This window comes from Acinetobacter sp. YH12252 (assembly GCF_013417365.1).
In the GTDB taxonomy this organism is placed as follows: domain Bacteria; phylum Pseudomonadota; class Gammaproteobacteria; order Pseudomonadales; family Moraxellaceae; genus Acinetobacter; species Acinetobacter towneri.
In genome coordinates, this window is sequence record NZ_VPEA01000007.1 from 1 (window position 1) to 18,172 (window position 18,172).

The 18,172-nt window shown below is 40.3% G+C and carries 18 protein-coding genes and 1 tRNA gene; 7 read left to right on the forward strand and 12 right to left on the reverse strand.

The window, feature by feature from the left end:
- Positions 1-180 precede the first annotated feature (180 nt).
- Both gloB and FTV28_RS08290 read right to left on the reverse strand, forming a co-directional pair.
- Positions 181-912: a hydroxyacylglutathione hydrolase gene (gene gloB / locus FTV28_RS08285; protein WP_179990106.1), complete on the reverse strand. Its 732-nt coding sequence runs from the start codon at positions 910-912 to the stop codon at positions 181-183.
- Between the two features lie 209 nt (positions 913-1,121).
- Entirely contained in the window at positions 1,122-2,357 is a 1,236-nt protein-coding gene (locus FTV28_RS08290; protein ID WP_004971448.1) for a pyridoxal phosphate-dependent aminotransferase, read from the reverse strand.
- Between the two features lie 153 nt (positions 2,358-2,510).
- Here FTV28_RS08290 and msrB point away from each other — a divergent pair, with 153 nt between their 5' ends.
- Both msrB and FTV28_RS08300 read left to right on the forward strand, forming a co-directional pair.
- Positions 2,511-2,930, forward strand: a complete 420-nt coding sequence (gene msrB / locus FTV28_RS08295) for a peptide-methionine (R)-S-oxide reductase MsrB (RefSeq protein ID WP_168419425.1) — start codon at positions 2,511-2,513, stop codon at positions 2,928-2,930.
- Positions 2,927-3,406 (forward strand): glutathione peroxidase, encoded by a 480-nt coding sequence (locus tag FTV28_RS08300; protein ID WP_096902294.1) that lies wholly within the window; start codon positions 2,927-2,929, stop codon positions 3,404-3,406. The genes msrB and FTV28_RS08300 overlap by 4 nt, the downstream gene beginning before the upstream one ends.
- Before the next feature lie 73 nt (positions 3,407-3,479).
- Here FTV28_RS08300 and dapC read toward each other — a convergent pair whose 3' ends face one another.
- The 5 genes from dapC to FTV28_RS08325 form a co-directional block, all read right to left on the reverse strand.
- Positions 3,480-4,649, reverse strand: coding sequence for a succinyldiaminopimelate transaminase (dapC, locus tag FTV28_RS08305; protein WP_104851821.1), 1,170 nt, complete (start codon positions 4,647-4,649; stop codon positions 3,480-3,482).
- A gap of 20 nt (positions 4,650-4,669) precedes the next feature.
- Positions 4,670-7,336: a [protein-PII] uridylyltransferase gene (glnD, locus tag FTV28_RS08310; protein ID WP_179990108.1), complete on the reverse strand. Its 2,667-nt coding sequence runs from the start codon at positions 7,334-7,336 to the stop codon at positions 4,670-4,672.
- Positions 7,337-7,363: 27 nt separating this feature from the next.
- Positions 7,364-8,581: a formate-dependent phosphoribosylglycinamide formyltransferase gene (gene purT / locus FTV28_RS08315; RefSeq protein ID WP_179988445.1), complete on the reverse strand. Its 1,218-nt coding sequence runs from the start codon at positions 8,579-8,581 to the stop codon at positions 7,364-7,366.
- A gap of 181 nt (positions 8,582-8,762) precedes the next feature.
- Positions 8,763-9,110, reverse strand: coding sequence for an L-valine transporter subunit YgaH (gene ygaH / locus FTV28_RS08320; protein ID WP_179989735.1), 348 nt, complete (start codon positions 9,108-9,110; stop codon positions 8,763-8,765).
- Positions 9,107-9,844 (reverse strand): AzlC family ABC transporter permease, encoded by a 738-nt coding sequence (locus FTV28_RS08325; protein WP_179989883.1) that lies wholly within the window; start codon positions 9,842-9,844, stop codon positions 9,107-9,109. The genes ygaH and FTV28_RS08325 overlap by 4 nt, the downstream gene beginning before the upstream one ends.
- A 119-nt stretch (positions 9,845-9,963) precedes the next feature.
- Between FTV28_RS08325 and FTV28_RS08330 the strand changes: the two genes are divergently transcribed.
- Positions 9,964-10,455 carry a hypothetical protein gene (locus tag FTV28_RS08330; protein ID WP_026438320.1) on the forward strand — a complete coding sequence of 164 codons (492 nt, stop codon included), beginning with the start codon at positions 9,964-9,966 and terminating at the stop codon, positions 10,453-10,455.
- Between the two features lie 127 nt (positions 10,456-10,582).
- Here the strand turns inward: FTV28_RS08330 and ychF are convergent, their stop codons facing one another.
- Positions 10,583-11,674, reverse strand: coding sequence for a redox-regulated ATPase YchF (ychF, locus tag FTV28_RS08335; protein WP_004971435.1), 1,092 nt, complete (start codon positions 11,672-11,674; stop codon positions 10,583-10,585).
- Between the two features lie 268 nt (positions 11,675-11,942).
- On the opposite strand from ychF, the gene FTV28_RS08340 reads away from it, so the two are divergent.
- Positions 11,943-12,707, forward strand: a complete 765-nt coding sequence (locus FTV28_RS08340; RefSeq protein WP_096902290.1) for a glutathione S-transferase family protein — start codon at positions 11,943-11,945, stop codon at positions 12,705-12,707.
- 79 nt (positions 12,708-12,786) lie between these two features.
- Here the strand turns inward: FTV28_RS08340 and FTV28_RS08345 are convergent, their stop codons facing one another.
- Positions 12,787-13,791, reverse strand: coding sequence for a hypothetical protein (locus FTV28_RS08345; protein WP_218944927.1), 1,005 nt, complete (start codon positions 13,789-13,791; stop codon positions 12,787-12,789).
- A 488-nt stretch (positions 13,792-14,279) separates the two neighbouring features.
- Here FTV28_RS08345 and FTV28_RS08350 point away from each other — a divergent pair, with 488 nt between their 5' ends.
- A complete protein-coding gene (locus FTV28_RS08350) occupies positions 14,280-14,750 on the forward strand; it encodes an Lrp/AsnC family transcriptional regulator (RefSeq protein ID WP_004971430.1) in 471 nt (156 codons plus the stop codon).
- A gap of 85 nt (positions 14,751-14,835) precedes the next feature.
- Here FTV28_RS08350 and FTV28_RS08355 read toward each other — a convergent pair whose 3' ends face one another.
- Together FTV28_RS08355 and FTV28_RS08360 are read right to left on the reverse strand one after the other, a co-directional pair.
- Entirely contained in the window at positions 14,836-15,585 is a 750-nt protein-coding gene (locus tag FTV28_RS08355; RefSeq protein ID WP_070155957.1) for a YebC/PmpR family DNA-binding transcriptional regulator, read from the reverse strand.
- A 99-nt stretch (positions 15,586-15,684) separates the two neighbouring features.
- Positions 15,685-16,263: a 1-acyl-sn-glycerol-3-phosphate acyltransferase gene (locus tag FTV28_RS08360; RefSeq protein ID WP_104851825.1), complete on the reverse strand. Its 579-nt coding sequence runs from the start codon at positions 16,261-16,263 to the stop codon at positions 15,685-15,687.
- A 307-nt stretch (positions 16,264-16,570) separates the two neighbouring features.
- On the opposite strand from FTV28_RS08360, the gene FTV28_RS08365 reads away from it, so the two are divergent.
- Positions 16,571-16,714, forward strand: a complete 144-nt coding sequence (locus tag FTV28_RS08365) for a hypothetical protein (RefSeq protein ID WP_154320842.1) — start codon at positions 16,571-16,573, stop codon at positions 16,712-16,714.
- 138 nt (positions 16,715-16,852) lie between these two features.
- Positions 16,853-16,929, forward strand: a tRNA-Ile gene (locus FTV28_RS08370).
- Positions 16,930-17,053: 124 nt separating this feature from the next.
- On the opposite strand, the gene tehB is transcribed toward FTV28_RS08370, so the two are convergent.
- Positions 17,054-17,920 (reverse strand): SAM-dependent methyltransferase TehB, encoded by an 867-nt coding sequence (gene tehB / locus FTV28_RS08375; RefSeq protein ID WP_179990110.1) that lies wholly within the window; start codon positions 17,918-17,920, stop codon positions 17,054-17,056.
- Positions 17,921-18,172: the final 252 nt, after the last annotated feature.

Here is an 18,172-nt window from a genome sequence, read left to right on the forward strand (position 1 = left end):
GTTCAAATGGCGATTCAGCGTTTAATTGGTTTTGGGAAAAAAGAAGAGTTTAAGGAAATTTTGGCAATTTTAAGAAAGCAGAATCCTGATAGGATAAGGGTTCTGTGAAATTTGTCGTGTACAGAGTCAGATTTTATAATCCGAGAGAAATATCAGATGCTTTATGATCAAAGCATCAATTTAAAAGTTGTCTTTGAGTTCACGTAATTTCTGAAATTCTTCGACACTTTCGGCTCTTAAAAATGGATTGGTTTCCAGTTCTAGTTCGATGCTGCTTGGCAAAGTGGGTTGATTAAGCATGCGTAAACTTTCAATTTGTTGATAACGCTCTTGAATGGCAACATTGTCGGGTTCTACATGCAGTGCAAATTGTGCATTCGCCAATGTATATTCATGGGTGCAATATACTCGGGTACGCGGAGGCAGCGCTGCCAAGCGGTTTAAAGATTGATACATTTGCAAATATGTACCTTCAAAAACACGCCCACAGCCCATCGCAAATAAAGTGTCGCCACAGAACAATACATCCAACGCATCTATAAAATACACAATATGCCCCAAGGTATGTCCCGGAACGGCAATAACATCGACCTGTAAATCATGAAAATTGATATGGTCTTGGTTTTGTAAAGGATGCGTGATAAACGGAATTTTGCTCAATTCTTCACGTGGCCCATAAACAGGTAAATTACGTTCTGCAATGAGTTCAGGCACACCGCCAATATGGTCTTGATGCCAATGCGTCAACCAAATTTGCGCGATCTCTAAACCATGATTTTGGCAAAAACCTTCAACAGGTTTGGCATCAGTTGGGTCAACCACCACCACTTGTTTGCTGGCACAATGTTCAAGCAACCAAATATAGTTTTGTGATGGTTTCTGCGCATCAATAAGATGAACTTGGTAGTGCATGCTCAGTTCCTGAAACTTAATCGCTTGTGGCTATTACAGCATGCTTTTGCGGGCGTGTAAAAGTGTATCCCCAAGTGTCTGAGTATCGCTTTGCTATGTGACCACTTGATGATGAACAAGAGATGTAAAGATAAAATAGAAATAAAAATCAAATCCATAAAAAATGCCGTGTTTAACACGGCATTTTACAACAGAGATTCGGTGAAGTCTTAGCGGATTTTTGCCAAGAAACGACCTAAACGTGTCATTGCTTCACGTAATTCATTTTCTGCTGGCAAGAACACCACACGGAAATGATCAGGCGTTGGCCAGTTAAAACCTGTACCTTGAACCAACAAAACTTTTTCTGCTTTGAGTAAATCGAGCATTAACTTTTCGTCATCTTCAATTGGATAGACGTTTGGATCAAGTTTCGGGAAGCAATACATTGCACCCTCAGGTTTGACACAAGACACGCCAGGAATGTCGTTCAGCATTTCCCATGCAATGTTACGTTGTTCGTATAAACGACCACCCGGACGAATCAAGTCATTGATAGACTGATAACCACCCAATGCTGTTTGAATCGCGTACTGCGCCTGATGGTTGGCACACAAGCGCATAGACGCCAACATGTCTAAACCTTCAATGTAGTCTGCAGCGCGTGATTTATCGCCTGTAATCGCCATCCAGCCTGAACGGAAGCCCGCAATGCGATACGATTTAGACAAGCCATTAAATGAGATACAGAGTTGATCACCCGCTAAAGCTGCAACCGCAACATGCTCAATGCCGTCATAAATAATTTTGTCGTAAATCTCATCGGCAAATAAAATTAAGTCATATTTTTTTGCCAATGCTACAATTTGTTCCAACACATGACGTGGATAAACCGCACCCGTTGGGTTATTCGGGTTAATAATGACAATACCGCGCGTATTTGGCGTGATTTTGCTTTCCATATCGGCAATGTCTGGATACCAAAAGTTTTCTTCATCACATTTGTAGTGAATAGCAGTACCGCCCGATAAATTCACTGCCGCAGTCCAAAGCGGGTAGTCAGGCATTGGTACCAGCATTTCATCGCCATCGTCCAATAAGCCTTGCATCGCCATAACAATCAGTTCAGACACACCATTGCCGATATACACGTCATTTACGTGCATATCAAAAATGCCTTTTTGCTGATAGTACTGACAAATGGCCTTACGCGCAGGAAAAATCCCTTTAGAGTCGGTATAACCAATTGCATTGGGTAAGTTCAATGCAACATCATTAATAATTTCCTGTGGAGCTTCAAAACCGAATGGGGCGGGGTTGCCAATATTCAGTTTAATAATTTTATGACCGGCCTCTTCCATTTCATTGGCCGCTCGTAACACAGGTCCGCGAATGTCGTAGCATACATGCTCGAGTTTTGATGATTTTTTTATTTCGCGTGGAGTCGTGTTACCAAGTACGGACATAGTTCCATCCAATGATTTTAAGATAAACAAAATATAGATTACTGAAATATCACAATCTATGCTGAAATTTAGCTAGATATTTTGCAAGCTCTAGCGTAAATATGGAAGTACTGAAGCATGACACTGAATGTCAAAGATTTAAAGGAGTTAGTGATGGGAAAACTCAATAAAACAGACCGAGAATGGCAAAGAGAGTTATCACCAGAGGAGTTTCGGATTACACGACAAAAAGGGACAGAGCCTGCGTTCACGGGGAAATATTGGAATACTAAACAAGAGGGTGTGTATAGCTGCCGTTGTTGTGGAACAGCGTTATTCTCATCTGAAACAAAATATGACAGTGGCAGTGGTTGGCCTAGTTTCTATCGTCCAATTCAGCCTGGAGTAGTTGAAGAGCACCATGACAGTTCACATGGTATGCAACGTACAGAGATTGTTTGTCATCATTGTGACGCACATTTAGGGCATGTTTTTGACGATGGGCCACAACCAACAGGATTGCGCTATTGTGTCAATTCGGCTTCTTTAGAACTCAAAACACAAGAAAAAAATGATGAGGGAAATTATCCATGACCAACATTTATCAGTTTGAAGCTGAGTTGTTAGATGGACAAAATAAAGCCTTTAGCGATTATGAAGGGAAGGTTTTGTTGATTGTAAATACAGCCAGCAAGTGTGGTTTTACGCCTCAATTTGCGGGTTTGGAAAAGTTATACCAACAATATAAAGACCAAGGTCTTGAAGTTTTGGGCTTTCCGTGCAATCAGTTTGGTGGGCAAGATCCAGGTTCCAATGAGCAAATTGGGAGCTTCTGCCAAAAAAACTATGGTGTCAGTTTTCCAATGTTTAGCAAAATTGATGTGAAAGGGCCTGAAGCACATGCGATTTTCCGTTACCTGACCAATAACAGTAAAGGTATTTTGGGCAACGGAATTAAATGGAATTTCACCAAGTTTTTAATTGGCAAAGATGGCAAGGTGTTGAACCGTTTTGCTCCGACCACAAAACCTGAAGATTTGCAGGCGGAAATTGAAAAGGCTTTACGATAAAGGCTTGCGCTTGTGCAAGTAAGATAATTAAGGCGATCAGATGATCGCCTTAAATTTAATTGAAATCATTAACTTATAAAATCGCTTTAAGACGTTGAATTACTTGTTCACATTGCGCCAAATCTGCAACCAAAGCTAAGCGAACATGGTTTTCACCCGGGTTACCTTGTGCGGTTTCACGAGATAAATACCGACCTGGCAGCACTTTAATATGGGCTTTTTCCATCAATATTTTGGCAAAATTTTCATCATGGTCGACTTTGAGCCAGTAATAAAAACCTGCATCTGGTTTTTTTAATGGCAGTAAATGCCCAAGTTCCGTTTGGAATAATTCAAACTTGGCGCGATATTGTTGACGATTATCTTCAACGTGCTGTTCATCATCCCAAGCTGCAATAGATGCCAATTGATGTTGTACAGGCATTGCCGCACCATGATAGGTACGATATTGCAAATAAGGTTTTAATAAGTTGGCATCGCCCGCAACAAAGCCTGAACGCATGCCGGGTAAGTTTGAGCGTTTAGACAAAGAATGGAATACGATGCAGTTTTTGTAGTCATCGCGTCCAAGTTCGGCACAGACTTCCAGTAAACCTGTAGGCGCTTGGTCAAACCATAATTCTGAATAACATTCATCAGATGCAATGACAAAATTATATTGATCTGACAGGGCAATCAGCTTTTTAAATTGTTCTTTTGAAAGGACAGCACCCGTTGGATTTCCCGGTGTACAGACAAATAATAAAGCAGTTTTTTCCCAGACTTTTGCAGGTACAGCATCAAAATCACCCAAGTAATTATTGTCTTCGGTGCAATTGATGAAATAGGGTTGAGCACCTGCCAATAAAGTTGCCCCTTCATAAATTTGATAAAACGGATTGGGCATCACTACATAAGGTGCATCTTCACGTCGAATCAATGCTTGTACGAAGGAAAAAATCGCTTCACGTGTACCTGAAACGGGGAGAACTTGAGTGTCTGGGTTAACTTGTTTTAAATGAAAGCGTTGTGTCAGCCAATGGGCAATGCTGTGACGTAATTCAGGCAGACCTTTGCTGTTCGGATAAGTCGATAAATGCTGAAAATTATCAATAATGGCTTGTTTGACAAATTCAGGTGCAGGATGTTTAGGTTCGCCAATAGACAGTGGAATTAACGGCAAATTTGCAGGTTGTACGTCCTGAAATAGTTTGTTTAGCTTTTCAAAAGGGTAAGGATGTAATAAGGACAAACTTGAGTTCATGGATGTTCCGTAAATTGAAGTTAATGTTGACCACAGACCTGATTAGAGGCCTCATCTAAAGCAGCTTTGAGCTGGATGGCAAAGGTATCTGCTTCAGACTTTGTCATTGGGTTGCCATCTTTTTTTGTGACAAAGAAAATATCTTCAGCACGTTCGCCCAGGGTGGCAATTTTGGCGGAGTGAATATCTAAGCCTTGCATCATAAACAAGCCACCAATTTTGGCGAGTAACCCGGGATGATCTAGTGTGGCAATTTCGACCATGTTTTGATTCAGCGCTGCATTGAACGTCACTTCTACTGTGTTTTCAATGTCAAAATGACGTAATTGACGTGGAATGCGGCGTTGCATCAGACCCGGATATTTATCTGACTGTCTCAAGGCATTCACTAAAGCCTCAATCACCATTTCTTCACGTTCAGGGTCTGTTAAGAGTGTGCCAAAACGGTCTAAGACCACGTAAGTATCCAAACTAAAGGCTTTGGTCGCAGTAATAATTCGTGCATCCTGAACGTCAAGGTTCATGCGGTCTAAAATAGCGACAGTTGTGGCAAATAGGTTGGGTTGGTCTTGCGTGTAAATAAAGATTTGTACTGCGTCTTGTGCTGATTTTCGGTGCGCGCGCATGAGTACTAATGGTGCAGGATTATCGCCATGCTCCAAAATCGCGCGGGTATGCCATGCAATTTCATCGGCAGATTCTTTAATAAAGTATTCATCGCCCAGTTCTTGCCAGACTTTTTCAACAGCACTGAGTTCAAAATCTTTAACCAGTAACTCGCTTGCCGCAAATTTGGTGTCTTCAATCAGCATTTGATAATCGACGGGACGCCCAAGTCCTGAGCGAATGACATCACGCGCTTGCGTATAAAGTTGGCGCATTAAGGATGCACGCCATGAGTTCCAGAGTGTTGGATTAGTCGCATTAATATCAGCAACCGTTAAGGTATAGAGATAATCTAAATGCTCCATATCTCCCATTTTTTCGGCAAATTCCTTGACCACATCGGGGTCAGAAATATCTTTTTTCTGTGCTGTGACTGACATCAACAAGTGATTTTTGACTAACCATGCCACAAGGTTACATTCACGTTCAGTAAATCCGTGTTTACGGCAAAACTCAATCGCATCTACCGCACCAAGTTCACTGTGATCACCACGACGACCTTTAGCAATATCATGGAAAATCGCAGCCAAATAAATAATGTCACGACGGGCTAAACGCTGAAATACCGAACTGACCACAGGAAAATCTTTCGCGAATTCAGGTTCTTTGAAGCGGCTTAAATTGCGGAGTAATAGTAAAATGTGCGCATCGACTGTATAAATATGGAATAAGTCGTATTGCATTAAACCTGTAATTTGACCAAAAGCGGGGATGTAATTGCCCAATACACCTAAGCGTTTCATAGTCACCAAGGTATTATACAAGCGGTGCGGTGAGCGCAAAATTGCCATAAACAGCGCTTGATGCGTTGGATCATCACGGAAACTTTGGTCAATACGCTTGGCTGCAAGTGTCAGCAGGCGCAGTGTTCGTGCGCGAATTCCTTCAATTTCAGGACGATTGGCCAATAAATAGAAAATTTCTAAAATTGCGCTTGGTTTTTCTGAGAAAATTTTGTGGTGCTGCACGGCAAGTTTGCCATCGACCAGTTTAAAATTTTCATTAATTTCTTCAATGTTACGTTCATAATTAGGCAAACGCGGGGTAATGACCGACTCATTAAAATAGGCCAGCAACATTTCATTTAAAGTGGAAACTTGCTGTGCAGAGCGATAATAACGCTTCATAAATTGTTCAATCGGGTAATTTTGCGGTTTACCTTCTTCTCGAACATAGCCAAAAGTTGCTGCAATATCTCGTTGATAATCAAACAATAAACGGTTTTCATCACGTTTGGTTAAACGATGGAGATGATGACGGATTTCCCATAAAAAGCTTTCGGCTTCTTCAAGTACACCCAATTCAAATTCTGAAATAAAACCTAAATGCACCAAGTCGTAAATACGATTGACGCGAAAATGGCGTTTGGCAATCCAGCCAATTTGGTTGATGTCACGAATACCGCCCGGAGCATTTTTAATATCAGGTTCTAAATTACTTTCGGTGTCATTGTGCTGCGCGTAACGCTTGCTTTGCTCCTCCATTTTGGCATCAAAAAAGGTTTTATCTGTCCAAGTCTGCGAAACAATACGACGCGGCCATTTGGCAAGCTGCTGATTTCCTGTAATTAAACGCGCTTCAATCAAGGCAGTTGCAACAGTTAAATCACTGGTTGCCTGAATCACACAGTCTTGAATAGTCCGCACGCTGGTGGCAGGTTTGAAGTTGCCAACATCCCATAAAGACGAAATAAAGGTCGAAATAAGTTGTTCTTGTTCTGCTGTAATTGCATCTTCCGATAACACCATAATATCGACATCTGAATAGGGCAGCATTTCTTTGCGCCCATAGCCACCTACCGCAAATAGGCTTAAATCGGTTTTGTCTAATTCAGCATGTTGCCATAAGAAAGTGAGCGCTTCATCAATCAGGTTAGAACGCGCCAAAATCACTTCACGAATGGATTGTCCATTTTCAAAACATTGTTGTAGCTGATTTTCGACATCGGTGCGCCATTGGTTAATGGCCTGAATGTCATGGTTGCTTTTTACATAATTCAGCAAGGGTAATGTAATGATCATGGACAATTCCGTTATGCAATGACGAGCTTAATTTTGATTTTCGTTTAAATGAACACGAACAGTGTCCGCAGTCTGCTGAGCTAGCTCACGCGCTTGCTCTGTGGTTTCTGCTCGCGCAGTGGCAACGCCCATACGACGACGTTCAAAACCTTCAGGTTTGCCAAATAAACGTAAATCTGTATCGGGATGTGCTAATGCAAGATTCAGGCCAGAAAATGAAAGATTTGTTGCATCGACACCTGCATAAATCACCGCACTGGCTGCAACGCTATGGCGTGTGGTATTGACAGGTAAGCCTAAAATCGCGCGGGCATGTAATTCAAATTCACTTTGGAATTGTGAAGCCAATGTCACCAAACCTGTGTCGTGTGGACGTGGAGATACTTCACTGAACCAGACTTTATCGCCTTTCACAAACAGCTCTACACCAAAAATACCGCAACCACCTAAGGCAGTAGTCACTTTGTGTGCAATTCGTTTGGCTTCAGTCAAGGCAGCATCACTCATGGCTTGAGGTTGCCAGCTTTCTACATAGTCGCCTGCATCTTGACGGTGACCAATTGGGTCGCAATATGAAGTTTCGATCGCACCAGTTTCTGGGTTTTTAGCACGTACGGTTAATAAGGTAATTTCAAAATCGAAGTCAATTTGTGATTCAACAATCACAGTGCCTTGATTGACGCGCCCGCCAGTCTGGGCATATTCCCAAGCTGCATCAACTTCATCAAAGCAGGTGACACGCGATTGTCCCTTGCCTGAAGATGACATCACAGGCTTCACAAAGTTTGGATAACCAATGTCATCACATGCAGCGCGGAAAGATTCGAGAGAATTGGCAAAGCGATAAGCGGATGTCGGCAAACCTAATTCTTCTGCAGCCAAACGACGAATGCCTTCACGGTTCATGGTCAAATTTACCGCTTTGGCAGATGGAATCACTGTTGCAATATTTTGCGCTTCAATTTCAAGTAAAACTGATGTCGCAATGGCCTCAATTTCAGGCACAATTAAATTGGGTTGAATTTTTTCAATCAGTTGTTTTAATTCTGTGGCATCTGCCATGTTTAAAGTATAAGCATAATGTGCGACTTGCATGGCTGGCGCATGGTCGTAGCGATCGGCGGCATGTACTTCTACGCCTAAGCGTTGCAGTGAAATTACCACCTCTTTACCGAGTTCCCCTGAACCCAATAGCAAAACTTTAAAAGCAGAAGATTGAAGGGGAGTACCAATGGTCACGCTCATGTGAATCGTCCTTGCTAAAGTGGGCTTTTAGCATAGCAGAACTGTTCCATGAGTTAAGCCCTGTTTGCAACAAAATCATGATTTTGTCATCTACTTATATTGCATTCAGTGCTTTAAAGCAGTTAAGGCTGAATCCTGAAATAGATCATTTGGACGATTCAACCTCTAAATTTCAGCAACATTAGAACGAAAATGGCACATAAGTATAAATTAAACCATAGGTGATGGCTGCGGTAAGCGTTGCAGGTACGATTTTCTTAAACTTAAAATACAAACCTGTCAGCACTAAAAAGCCAATCAACATCGCAAAACTTTTATTGGGTGTTTCAAGCAAAGGTGGCAAGGTTGCAACCACGAGCATAGAGCTAATTGCGGCTATACCAATGCTGCCCAAAGCGATTTTAAGCCATAAAGCACCACGTTGCTGTGAGCCTTGTTGAAACTTTTGAATCACAAAAAATGGCCCAAAACGTGAGGCGAAGTTTGCGATACCGACTATAATACCGACCAAAATAATTTCTAAACTCATGATTTTGATCCTGTATGTTCAGGGTCGGGTTGTTTTAAAACATAGTGTTTAAATAATCCCGCCAAAATACCTGAAGAAATCCCAATAAAAATTGCAGCAGATAAGTCAATAAAATAACAAGCTACGGCAGATACTAGAATGGTGATTCCCACGACAAAGGTGTGTTTCTTTTCAAATGCTGCCAATAAGAAGCTAAGGAATAAAGCGGGCAGTAAAAAGTCGAGCGCCGCTTGCAAAAACTGTGGCATTTTAGTGACTTGATCGGCAAATAATCCGCCTAATAAAGAGCCTAATGCCCAAGACAACCAACTAAATAAACTCAGTCCAAGCATCCATGATTCAGACCATTCCTGACGGCGCTGTGACAGTTTAATCATGCCTGAGGCAAAAACTTCATCGGTCAGACCCCATGACCAAATTGCAGTTTTTTTTAGGTTTAAACGATCTTGAATCAGGTTTTGTAAGGCCGGGCCGTAAAGTAAATGTCGAATATCCAAGGCGATTACCGTTAATGCGGTCATCCAGATTGAAGTTCCACTGCCCAATAAGGCAACGACTAAAAATTGACTCGCCCCTGCATACATCGAGCAAGATAAAAATAAGGCTTCCCATGCGCTAAAGCCGAATTGAGTTGCAGAAACACCAAAAGCAAAAGAAACAGGCAGATAGGTGAAAATAATCGCCTGACTATCTTTTGCACCTTGCCAAAAACTTGCTGCGGGCGCAGTTTGAATATTGTGTACGGACACGACACACCTTGTGGGAGAAAGTTGAACGATGGGTCAAATGAAGATTGTGTATTATACTTGAATTCATTAGCATGATGCCGAATTGTTTGTATGGGCGAACCGATATGTTGAAATTGAAAACACCTGTAATCCTGCTTGCTTCAATGTTATGCAGTAGCCTGTTATTGCAAGCGTGTAGCAATGACAACAACCCGCAAAAAACAGTAGAAATTAAGCCTGCGCCAAAACTCACCAATGATGCGACTGTGTATGCGCAAGCCGCGTGGGAATTAATGAATGAAGTTGAGCCGTACGTGTATCGTAAACAGCGTAACTTAATTGAAGATAAAGTCCGCAAACCTGCCCGTAAATTAAGTACCGACTGGCGTATTAATGTCAAAATGACCGACTCTGTAACGGAAGGGAAATATGCGCTGTGTCGTAAGGCTTTGACCAGTTTGGAAATTTGGGCACGTGCGACGATTGACAGTTCAAGCAGTCTTGCACAAAAACAAGCCGATTATGAACGTGATAAAAAACAATGTGCCGATGCTTTGGCGCATCCTGAATTGGGTAATACCGACCCGAAACAAAAGGGCAATGTGGTGCAGTCTTAGTTGAGATTATTTTGCATTGATGTGATGCAGAATCGCCTATAAAAAAACCTCGATGCTTACATCGAGGTTTTTTTATTGAATCAATGCTCGGCTGTAAGCATTGTTCTAAAACTAAACATAAAAACAATTAAACATTAAAACGGAAGTGTAAAACATCACCGTCTTGTACGATATAAGTTTTACCTTCCAAGCGCCATTTACCTGCTTCTTTTGCACCTGCTTCGCCGTTGTATTGTACGAAATCCTCATAAGCAATACATTCTGCGCGGATAAAGCCTTTTTCAAAGTCAGTGTGAATTACGCCTGCTGCTTGTGGTGCAGTTGCACCTACTTTCACTGTCCACGCGCGGACTTCTTGTACGCCTGCAGTAAAGTAAGTTTGCAGACCTAACAGCGCATAACCTGCACGAATCACTACGTTCAGCCCTGGTTCTTCCATACCAAGAGCTTCTAGGAATTCTGCACGGTCTTCATCTTCAAGTAATGAAATTTCGGCTTCAATTTGGTTGCATAAAGGCACCACAATCGCATTTTCTTCTGCAGCAAGTTTTTTGACTGCATCTAAGTGCGGGTTGTTTTCAAAGCCATCTTCTGCCACGTTCGCAATATACATGGTTGGTTTTAAGGTTAATAAACCAAAACCACGAACCAATTTGCGTTCATCGTCATCTAAATTGGCTGCACGTGCAGGCTTGCCATCATCCAGTAAAGGTTGGATTTTTTCTAAAACGGCTTTGGTCGCTACGGCTTCTTTATCGCCACCTTTGGCAGATTTTGCTAAGCGTGTAATGGCTTTACTTACCGTTTCTAAATCGGCCAAAGCAAGTTCGGTATTGATGGTTGCAATGTCATCTAATGGGTCAATTTTACCATTTACGTGAATGACGTTTTCATCTTCAAAGCAACGAACTACATGCGCAATCGCATCGGTTTCACGAATGTTGGCAAGGAATTGGTTACCTAAACCTTCACCTTTAGATGCACCTGCAACCAAACCTGCAATATCCACAAATTCCATCGTGGTTGGTAATACACGTTGTGGATTTACGATTTCCGCCAATTTGTCCAAACGTGAATCTGGCACAGGTACAATGCCTGTATTTGGCTCAATGGTACAGAACGGGAAGTTTTCCGCTGCAATTGCAGCTTTGGTTAAAGCATTAAAAAGCGTAGATTTACCAACGTTTGGCAGGCCCACAATACCACAATTAAAACCCATGAATAACTCACAACGTGTTATTTAAAAATTAGGCACGATTTTACATGAAAGGGCAGATAAAGTCAGGTCATCGGACAGATGTTTCTCCAATCTAGCGTGCTTGATGCTGTACGTTGAATTTCTTTTCGGAATTGATTTTGAATTGCTGACTGTTTCGCCTGAATTTTGAATAAAAAGTACATTGTAATTATAAGAGGCTATGACTAAAGTATGACAAGCACAGTATTGATACTGCTTTGGATATCAAAATTTTAAATATGGAGATTTTATGCGCATCTTATACCAGTTTCCTTTGTCTCATTTTTGTGAGAAAGCTCGCTGGTTATTGGATCATAAAGAGTTAGATTATGATGCGCAAAACTTAATTCCAGGCGTGCATCGCGCTTTTGCCCAATTAAAAACAGGGCAAAATAAATTACCTATTTTACGTGATCAAGACCGCTGGATAGCAGATTCGACTCAAATTGCTTTATATCTAGATGATATTTACCCCGAACATGCCTTGTTACGCAGTGATGCCGAACAATATAAACATGCGTTGGCCATAAATACTTTGGCTGATGAATTGGGGCAGCATGTGCGTCGATGGGGGTTGGCGCATGCATTATCTGAAAGTGAAGAACCTTTGGAAATTTTAATTGGCGAAAAAGGCTATTTGCGTCAATTTTCTAAATATTCCAAGCCAATTATTAAAGCCTTGGTGTCTAAGGGCTATCAGCTCGATCAAGATAAAGTTGCAGAATCCAAACAGCGGATGGATGAATTAATTGTCATTTTAAATCAGCATTTGATTGATAATTACGGGCGTTATTTTGTGGGTGAGCGTTTAGGTTTGGCCGATATTTCAGTGTGTTCGATGCTTGCACCTATTTTGGAAATTTCTGGAACGCCGTGGGAAAAAGAACATGATGAAGTGATTTCTGAAGAATTTAAAGATTATAAAAAATATTTGCTGGATTTACCTTTAGGGCAATATGTTTCTCGTATTTATCAAACTGAGCGTAATGCACGTGTAGATTGGCGCGGTATTTAAATGTTATCGCCTCAGATAAAATACGCGCAATCTGCGCGTATTTTTTTGGATACTGATGTATAAAATCTAGAACTAAGAGTTAGAACAAAGAATTTAAGTTATTCAAATCAAAATTCTGTACCAAATTTGGCAGGGTAGCTAAATCAAATTGAGTGTCTGATGTGCCACCAGTTAAATTGCCAAATGCATCGCCTAATGCAGGGACTAAGCTATCAATATTGATCTCTGAACTGGTTGTAGATGACGCACCTTGCAGTAAGTCGCTGATGTTAAAATCTGAACCAGAAATTAAGTTGTCAAAACCATCACTCAAGCCATCTAAGCTGAAACCACCAGTTGTATCTCCAGTCAGATTATTTAATAAACCACCTAGATCAAAGTCACTTGCAAGCTGACCTTCAGGATTAAGCAACGCAAGAATTGGTTCTAGAGCAGCGATATCTAGACCACCTAAATCACCACCGATGTTACCGCCAATTAAGCCGCTTGCCAGTTGCGCAATTTGTGCAATATCAAGATCGCCATTGCCTTGCATTAAACCGCCTACTAATTCAGCAATGACCGCGATATCCATACCGCCTAAACCGCCACCGATATTGCTGCCAATCAAGCCGCTTGCCAGTTGAGCAATTTGCGCAATATCAAGATCGCCATTGCCTTGCATTAACCCGCCTACAAGTTCAGCAATCACTGCGATATCTAGACCGCCTAAACCTCCACCGATGTTGCCACCAATCAAGCCACTAACCAGTTGAGCAATTTGAGCAATATCAAGATTACCCGTATTACCACCGATTAACCCACTCACTAATTGGGTGAGTTTCGTAATATCTAAATCACCTGCATTGCTGTCAATCATGCCGCTGAGTAAATTGGTGATGGAAGCAATATCGAAGCTACCGCCATTGGATTGTGTCAGTTTGCTAATTAAACTGGTGATATCTAAGTTGGTATTCGAGCTTGAAAATTGGCTGATTAGATTGGTTAGGCTAGAACTATCTAAGCTGCTGCCAGAGGGTAAACTTTTTAATAAAGAATCTAGGGTAGGGGTGGTCGAGGTCGAACTAGTCAGGCTGCCAAGCAAACCAGAAAAGGTATTGCTTAAAGAGCTACCACTTAAGAGTCCATCGAATAAAGAGCTGGTCTGAGTTTCAACGGTAAATACAGAGCTAATTTTATTTTCAGCAAGCTTAGAGATTTAAAAGCCATGACGACTCCTTGTATTTTTATTGGTTTTGTTGTGCTGCATTGTGCTTATTGTCGAGCGCATCTGTTTTAATACATTTCTATACACTTGTAAAAGATAGACGGTCGGGATTGTGAAAATGTATGAGTAGATTCGTTGTTTTGTTGAGTTTTTTAAATTTAAAAATTTGAAAATCAATAAATTAGAAAGCTGTTCCGTTTGTCTGTTAAGTTGTTCAAAACGATAAGCGGTGATCTGTTGAATCATAAACATTTTGCTTTAATAATGGAAAATAATTTTCGATAAAGATGCTTAGTCTGCAAAATAATTTAAGTATAATGGCAGCATGAGTTTAAATTTTATCAGATTAGATTGAGTGCTTGAAAATGGAATTAGATCGCTACGATAAGCATATTTTAGAAATTTTAAGCAATGAAGATGTCAATTTGAATGAACTTTCCGAGCGGGTTAATCTGTCGGTAAGTTCGGTGCATCGCCGTATTAAAAGTCTGATCGATCATAAAATTATTTCAGGTTTAAAGCGTGAAATTAATTATCAAAAACTGGGCTTTAGTTTGCATGTGTTGTTGCAGGTGTCTTTGAGCAAACACGATACCGATATTTTTGCCAAATTTTTGGATGAATTGGAAAGCATTCCTGAAGTGATACGTGCATTTTTGGTGACAGGACAGACTGCAGATTTTATTGTAGAGGTTGTGGCACGAGATATGGAAAATTACAGCGAAATTTTATTAAAACGGATTGGTAAAATTGAGCATGTGGCAGGTTTGCATTCTAGCTTTGTGATTAAAGAATATGATGTTTTAAACTGTCATGGTTTATTAAATAAAGTTTAATTTATTAGAATCTTAGAATTATTTTGACTGGATCTATAAAAAAACGCACGAGAACGTGCGTTTTTAGGAATTGCAGTTAGACCGATTATGCGTCTAATTGTGCTAAAACTTCATCAGAGAATTCAACGTTGGTATATACGTTTTGAACATCATCTAAATCTTCAAGCATATCAATCATTTTCATAATTTTTTTCGCTTGATCGATGTCTGTAATTTCTGCTTTGGTCGATGGACTCATAACCACTTCAGCATTGTCAGATTTCAAACCTGCTGCTGTTAGCGCATCTTGAACTATACCAAAAGCTTCTGGCGTAGTAATAACCAAAATGCCATCTTCAGACACTTCAATATCTTCTGCGCCAGCTTCTAAAGCCACTTCCATCACTTGATCTTCTAAAGATGAATCTTCAAATGAAATTTCACCACGTTTGGTGAATAGGAATGCTACAGAACCATTGGTGCCTAAGTTACCGTCAGTTTTAGAGAAACAGTGACGTACATCTGGCACGGTGCGGTTTAAGTTGTCTGTCATGGTTTCTACAATAACCGCAACACCACCTACACCATAACCTTCATAGGTTACTTCTTTAAGATCGTCGTTATCTTCACCGCCTGCACCACGCTGGATGGCACGGTTAATGACGTCACGTGTCATGTTAACTGAAAGTGCTTTTTCCACAACAGCACGTAAACGAGGGTTACTTGCCGCATCTGGACCGCCGAGCTTTGCAGCAGTTGTTAATTCACGAATAAATTTGGTAAACAACTTACCACGACTAGCATCTTGTTTGGCTTTACGATGCTTAATGTTGGCCCACTTGGAATGACCCGCCATGCGAACTATGCTCCTTACAGATTGGCAGTATGCCTATCAAAATTTCGCCCATTCTAACATAAGCCCTTTTTTTAGATAAAGGGCAGAGTTTTAGGTTTTTTAAGTGTTGCTTTGAGTTGTTTTTGGCTCAGGAATGACAATATCTAAGCCCACTTGTTCTTTATATAATTGTTGGATAAGTGCCATATCGTGATCTAAATCTGTCGGATAGATTTTGCCAAAAATCCCACCTTGTTTGGTTTGTGAGTTGGCATACATTAAAACGATAGGCACATTGGCTGCTTTGGCAATATGCCAAAAACCTGTACGAATTGGCTTGCGGGCTTCACCTGTTTTTGCGCGAGTTGCTTCGGGTGCGATGACCAAATTGAAATGTTCATTTTGATCAAAAAGTTCGACCATTTGCGACACAATATCTTTGTTAGATTTACGGTCTACTGGAATACCGCCGACTTTTTCTAAAATAGGTTTAAGTGGCCCTTTAAAAAGCTCTTTTTTGATTAAAGTATGGATTTTAATATCATAAATTTGGAACAGAGCAAGCGAGAGGATTGCATCCATCATTGAGGTGTGTTCAAAACCGACGATCACTTGTTTGTTTTCGAGTACGTTGGGTTCTACCTGATATTGCCATCCTGCAAGTTTGAATGCGGATTCGCCTATAAATTTTTTCAACATAGATGTAACAGCTGATGAATCTGGAAATGCATAATTTCTGCTTGTTTTATATAAGAGTCAACAGAAAAATTGTTTGAAATATAGCAATCTCAAGTGATGCAGTTGATATAGCGTTATATCTTTTATTGGTTTTAACTCTAAATACTTTGTTTTTAATATTAAAAATATATGAATTGAGAGAAATTAAGTCTTAAATTGAGCAAAAATGCACTATTCAAATGATTTGTAAATCATTAGACTTTGGTCGTAATTAGCTATGATTCTATTCATCATTTCACTATTCCACGCATCATGGAAGGATACTAAAGTGGCTTATTTGACGACTTTTCTTGTGGCATTGACTGTGTTGTTATTGGTCTTGGTATGGTCAATGTTTGAGTTGTTTTTAGAAGTGCGTAAAGAGAAGCGTTTAAAGTTGCATCGGGCAATGTTTCGGAAAGTGAAGGTGTAGTTTTTATATTTCAATAATAATCAAATTCGTCTGCTGACTATCTATACAGCAATTTCTGAAAATGGCTTGTGTTTTTAAAAAATCTTCGCTAGTATTCTTTGCGCTTGAACTTGTTGAAATATAACAAATTCAATTATAGGGCCTATAGCTCAGTCGGTTAGAGCAGCGGACTCATAATCCGTTGGTCGACAGTTCAAGTCTGTCTGGGCCCACCATATAAAACAACCACTTACGTGCACTAATCGTAAGTGGTTTTTTATTTTAAGCTTTATGTAAGCAATTGAAATCTAGTCTGTGAGCAGCTCAAAAGCTTATTCATTTAAGATTCCACTTGCACATCTACTTCTTCCTCGCCAACAATGTCGCAAAACGCTGTTTAATTCGATTACCATCTGCATCTGTGCGGTGCAATTCACCGACATTTTCATTGTATTTCACAATATCCCAATCAGCATAATAAGCACTTAACTCACCCGCTTTAAAACTAAAAGGGAAGTCCTGTTGCACAGGGTAATCTTCAGTATTCATCGCGCAAACAATTAAGTTAAAGCCTTGAGGTTTGGTCGCTTGCTGCATATGCTGAATAAGAGGAGGGATAGTTTCAGGCGCCAAAAACATCATTACTACGATACAGTTGATGAAGTCATATTCACCAGTAATAGTGGCATCCTGATTGAAATCCCGAACAGCAGTTTGAATAGATGAAATCTGTTCTGCAGCAATAATTTCATTTAATTTTTGGATACTCACTGGGTTCACATCCCAAGCATCCACTTGAAAACCATTTTGGCTCAAATATAGCGCATTTCGGCCTGTACCACAGCCAACATCCAAAGCTTTACCCACGGTTAACTGTGGAAGTGCCATTAAAATTTCAGAATGTGTTGGGCTTAATTTATATTTTTTAACAAAATAATCTTGAGGCAAACAATAAAAACTAAGCTGGCACTCAATATCATCACTGGCAGATACAATTTTATGCCACGCTTGCGGTTCAATAAATGGTGGTTGATTTTCCACGGAAAAAATATGCTCAGATTGTACTTCACCAGATTCATGCAGCATCGAAAAATGCAATTCGCCTTTTAAAATAGTCAACTTCGCCCATGTGCCGACTTGGGTATTGTGTTGTTTTTTAAACCCTTGTGGAATTGAGTCATGATTCCAAATAGGAAGTTGTTTATAACAGATCAATTCTTGTTGCATCATAAACTCCAGTTATACCGATTCTGATGGGGTAAAGCTTCACAGTAATGTAGTGTCTTGTGTAGATTAGAAAATATCATCTTCATTTCAGCATAACATTGCAGACCTGTTTCAGCCATCTTCTGAATTTTATCCATCTCATTAAAATCAAAATTATTTAAATGATGTAGATGGTTAAAATACCAAACTGAAAAATATTCACCTCAAATTGCATGATTTTCATGTCTATTCAGTTGTGAATGTTTTACCATA

Excerpts from the sequence above, each read along its gene's own strand:
- ygaH (WP_179989735.1), bottom strand. The coding sequence starts at position 9,110 with ATGAGTTTAGAAATTATTTTGGTCGGTATTATAGTCGGTATCGCAAAC.
- tehB (WP_179990110.1), bottom strand. The coding sequence starts at position 17,920 with ATGCAACAAGAATTGATCTGTTATAAACAACTTCCTATTTGGAATCAT.
- gloB (WP_179990106.1), bottom strand. The coding sequence starts at position 912 with ATGCACTACCAAGTTCATCTTATTGATGCGCAGAAACCATCACAAAAC.
- FTV28_RS08300 (WP_096902294.1), top strand. The coding sequence starts at position 2,927 with ATGACCAACATTTATCAGTTTGAAGCTGAGTTGTTAGATGGACAAAAT.
- purT (WP_179988445.1), bottom strand. The coding sequence starts at position 8,581 with ATGAGCGTGACCATTGGTACTCCCCTTCAATCTTCTGCTTTTAAAGTT.
- FTV28_RS08290 (WP_004971448.1), bottom strand. The coding sequence starts at position 2,357 with ATGTCCGTACTTGGTAACACGACTCCACGCGAAATAAAAAAATCATCA.
- glnD (WP_179990108.1), bottom strand. The coding sequence starts at position 7,336 with ATGATCATTACATTACCCTTGCTGAATTATGTAAAAAGCAACCATGAC.
- FTV28_RS08355 (WP_070155957.1), bottom strand. The coding sequence starts at position 15,585 with ATGGCGGGTCATTCCAAGTGGGCCAACATTAAGCATCGTAAAGCCAAA.
- FTV28_RS08330 (WP_026438320.1), top strand. The coding sequence starts at position 9,964 with ATGTTGAAATTGAAAACACCTGTAATCCTGCTTGCTTCAATGTTATGC.
- FTV28_RS08350 (WP_004971430.1), top strand. The coding sequence starts at position 14,280 with ATGGAATTAGATCGCTACGATAAGCATATTTTAGAAATTTTAAGCAAT.
- FTV28_RS08340 (WP_096902290.1), top strand. The coding sequence starts at position 11,943 with ATGCGCATCTTATACCAGTTTCCTTTGTCTCATTTTTGTGAGAAAGCT.
- dapC (WP_104851821.1), bottom strand. The coding sequence starts at position 4,649 with ATGAACTCAAGTTTGTCCTTATTACATCCTTACCCTTTTGAAAAGCTA.
- msrB (WP_168419425.1), top strand. The coding sequence starts at position 2,511 with ATGGGAAAACTCAATAAAACAGACCGAGAATGGCAAAGAGAGTTATCA.
- ychF (WP_004971435.1), bottom strand. The coding sequence starts at position 11,674 with ATGGGTTTTAATTGTGGTATTGTGGGCCTGCCAAACGTTGGTAAATCT.
- FTV28_RS08360 (WP_104851825.1), bottom strand. The coding sequence starts at position 16,263 with ATGTTGAAAAAATTTATAGGCGAATCCGCATTCAAACTTGCAGGATGG.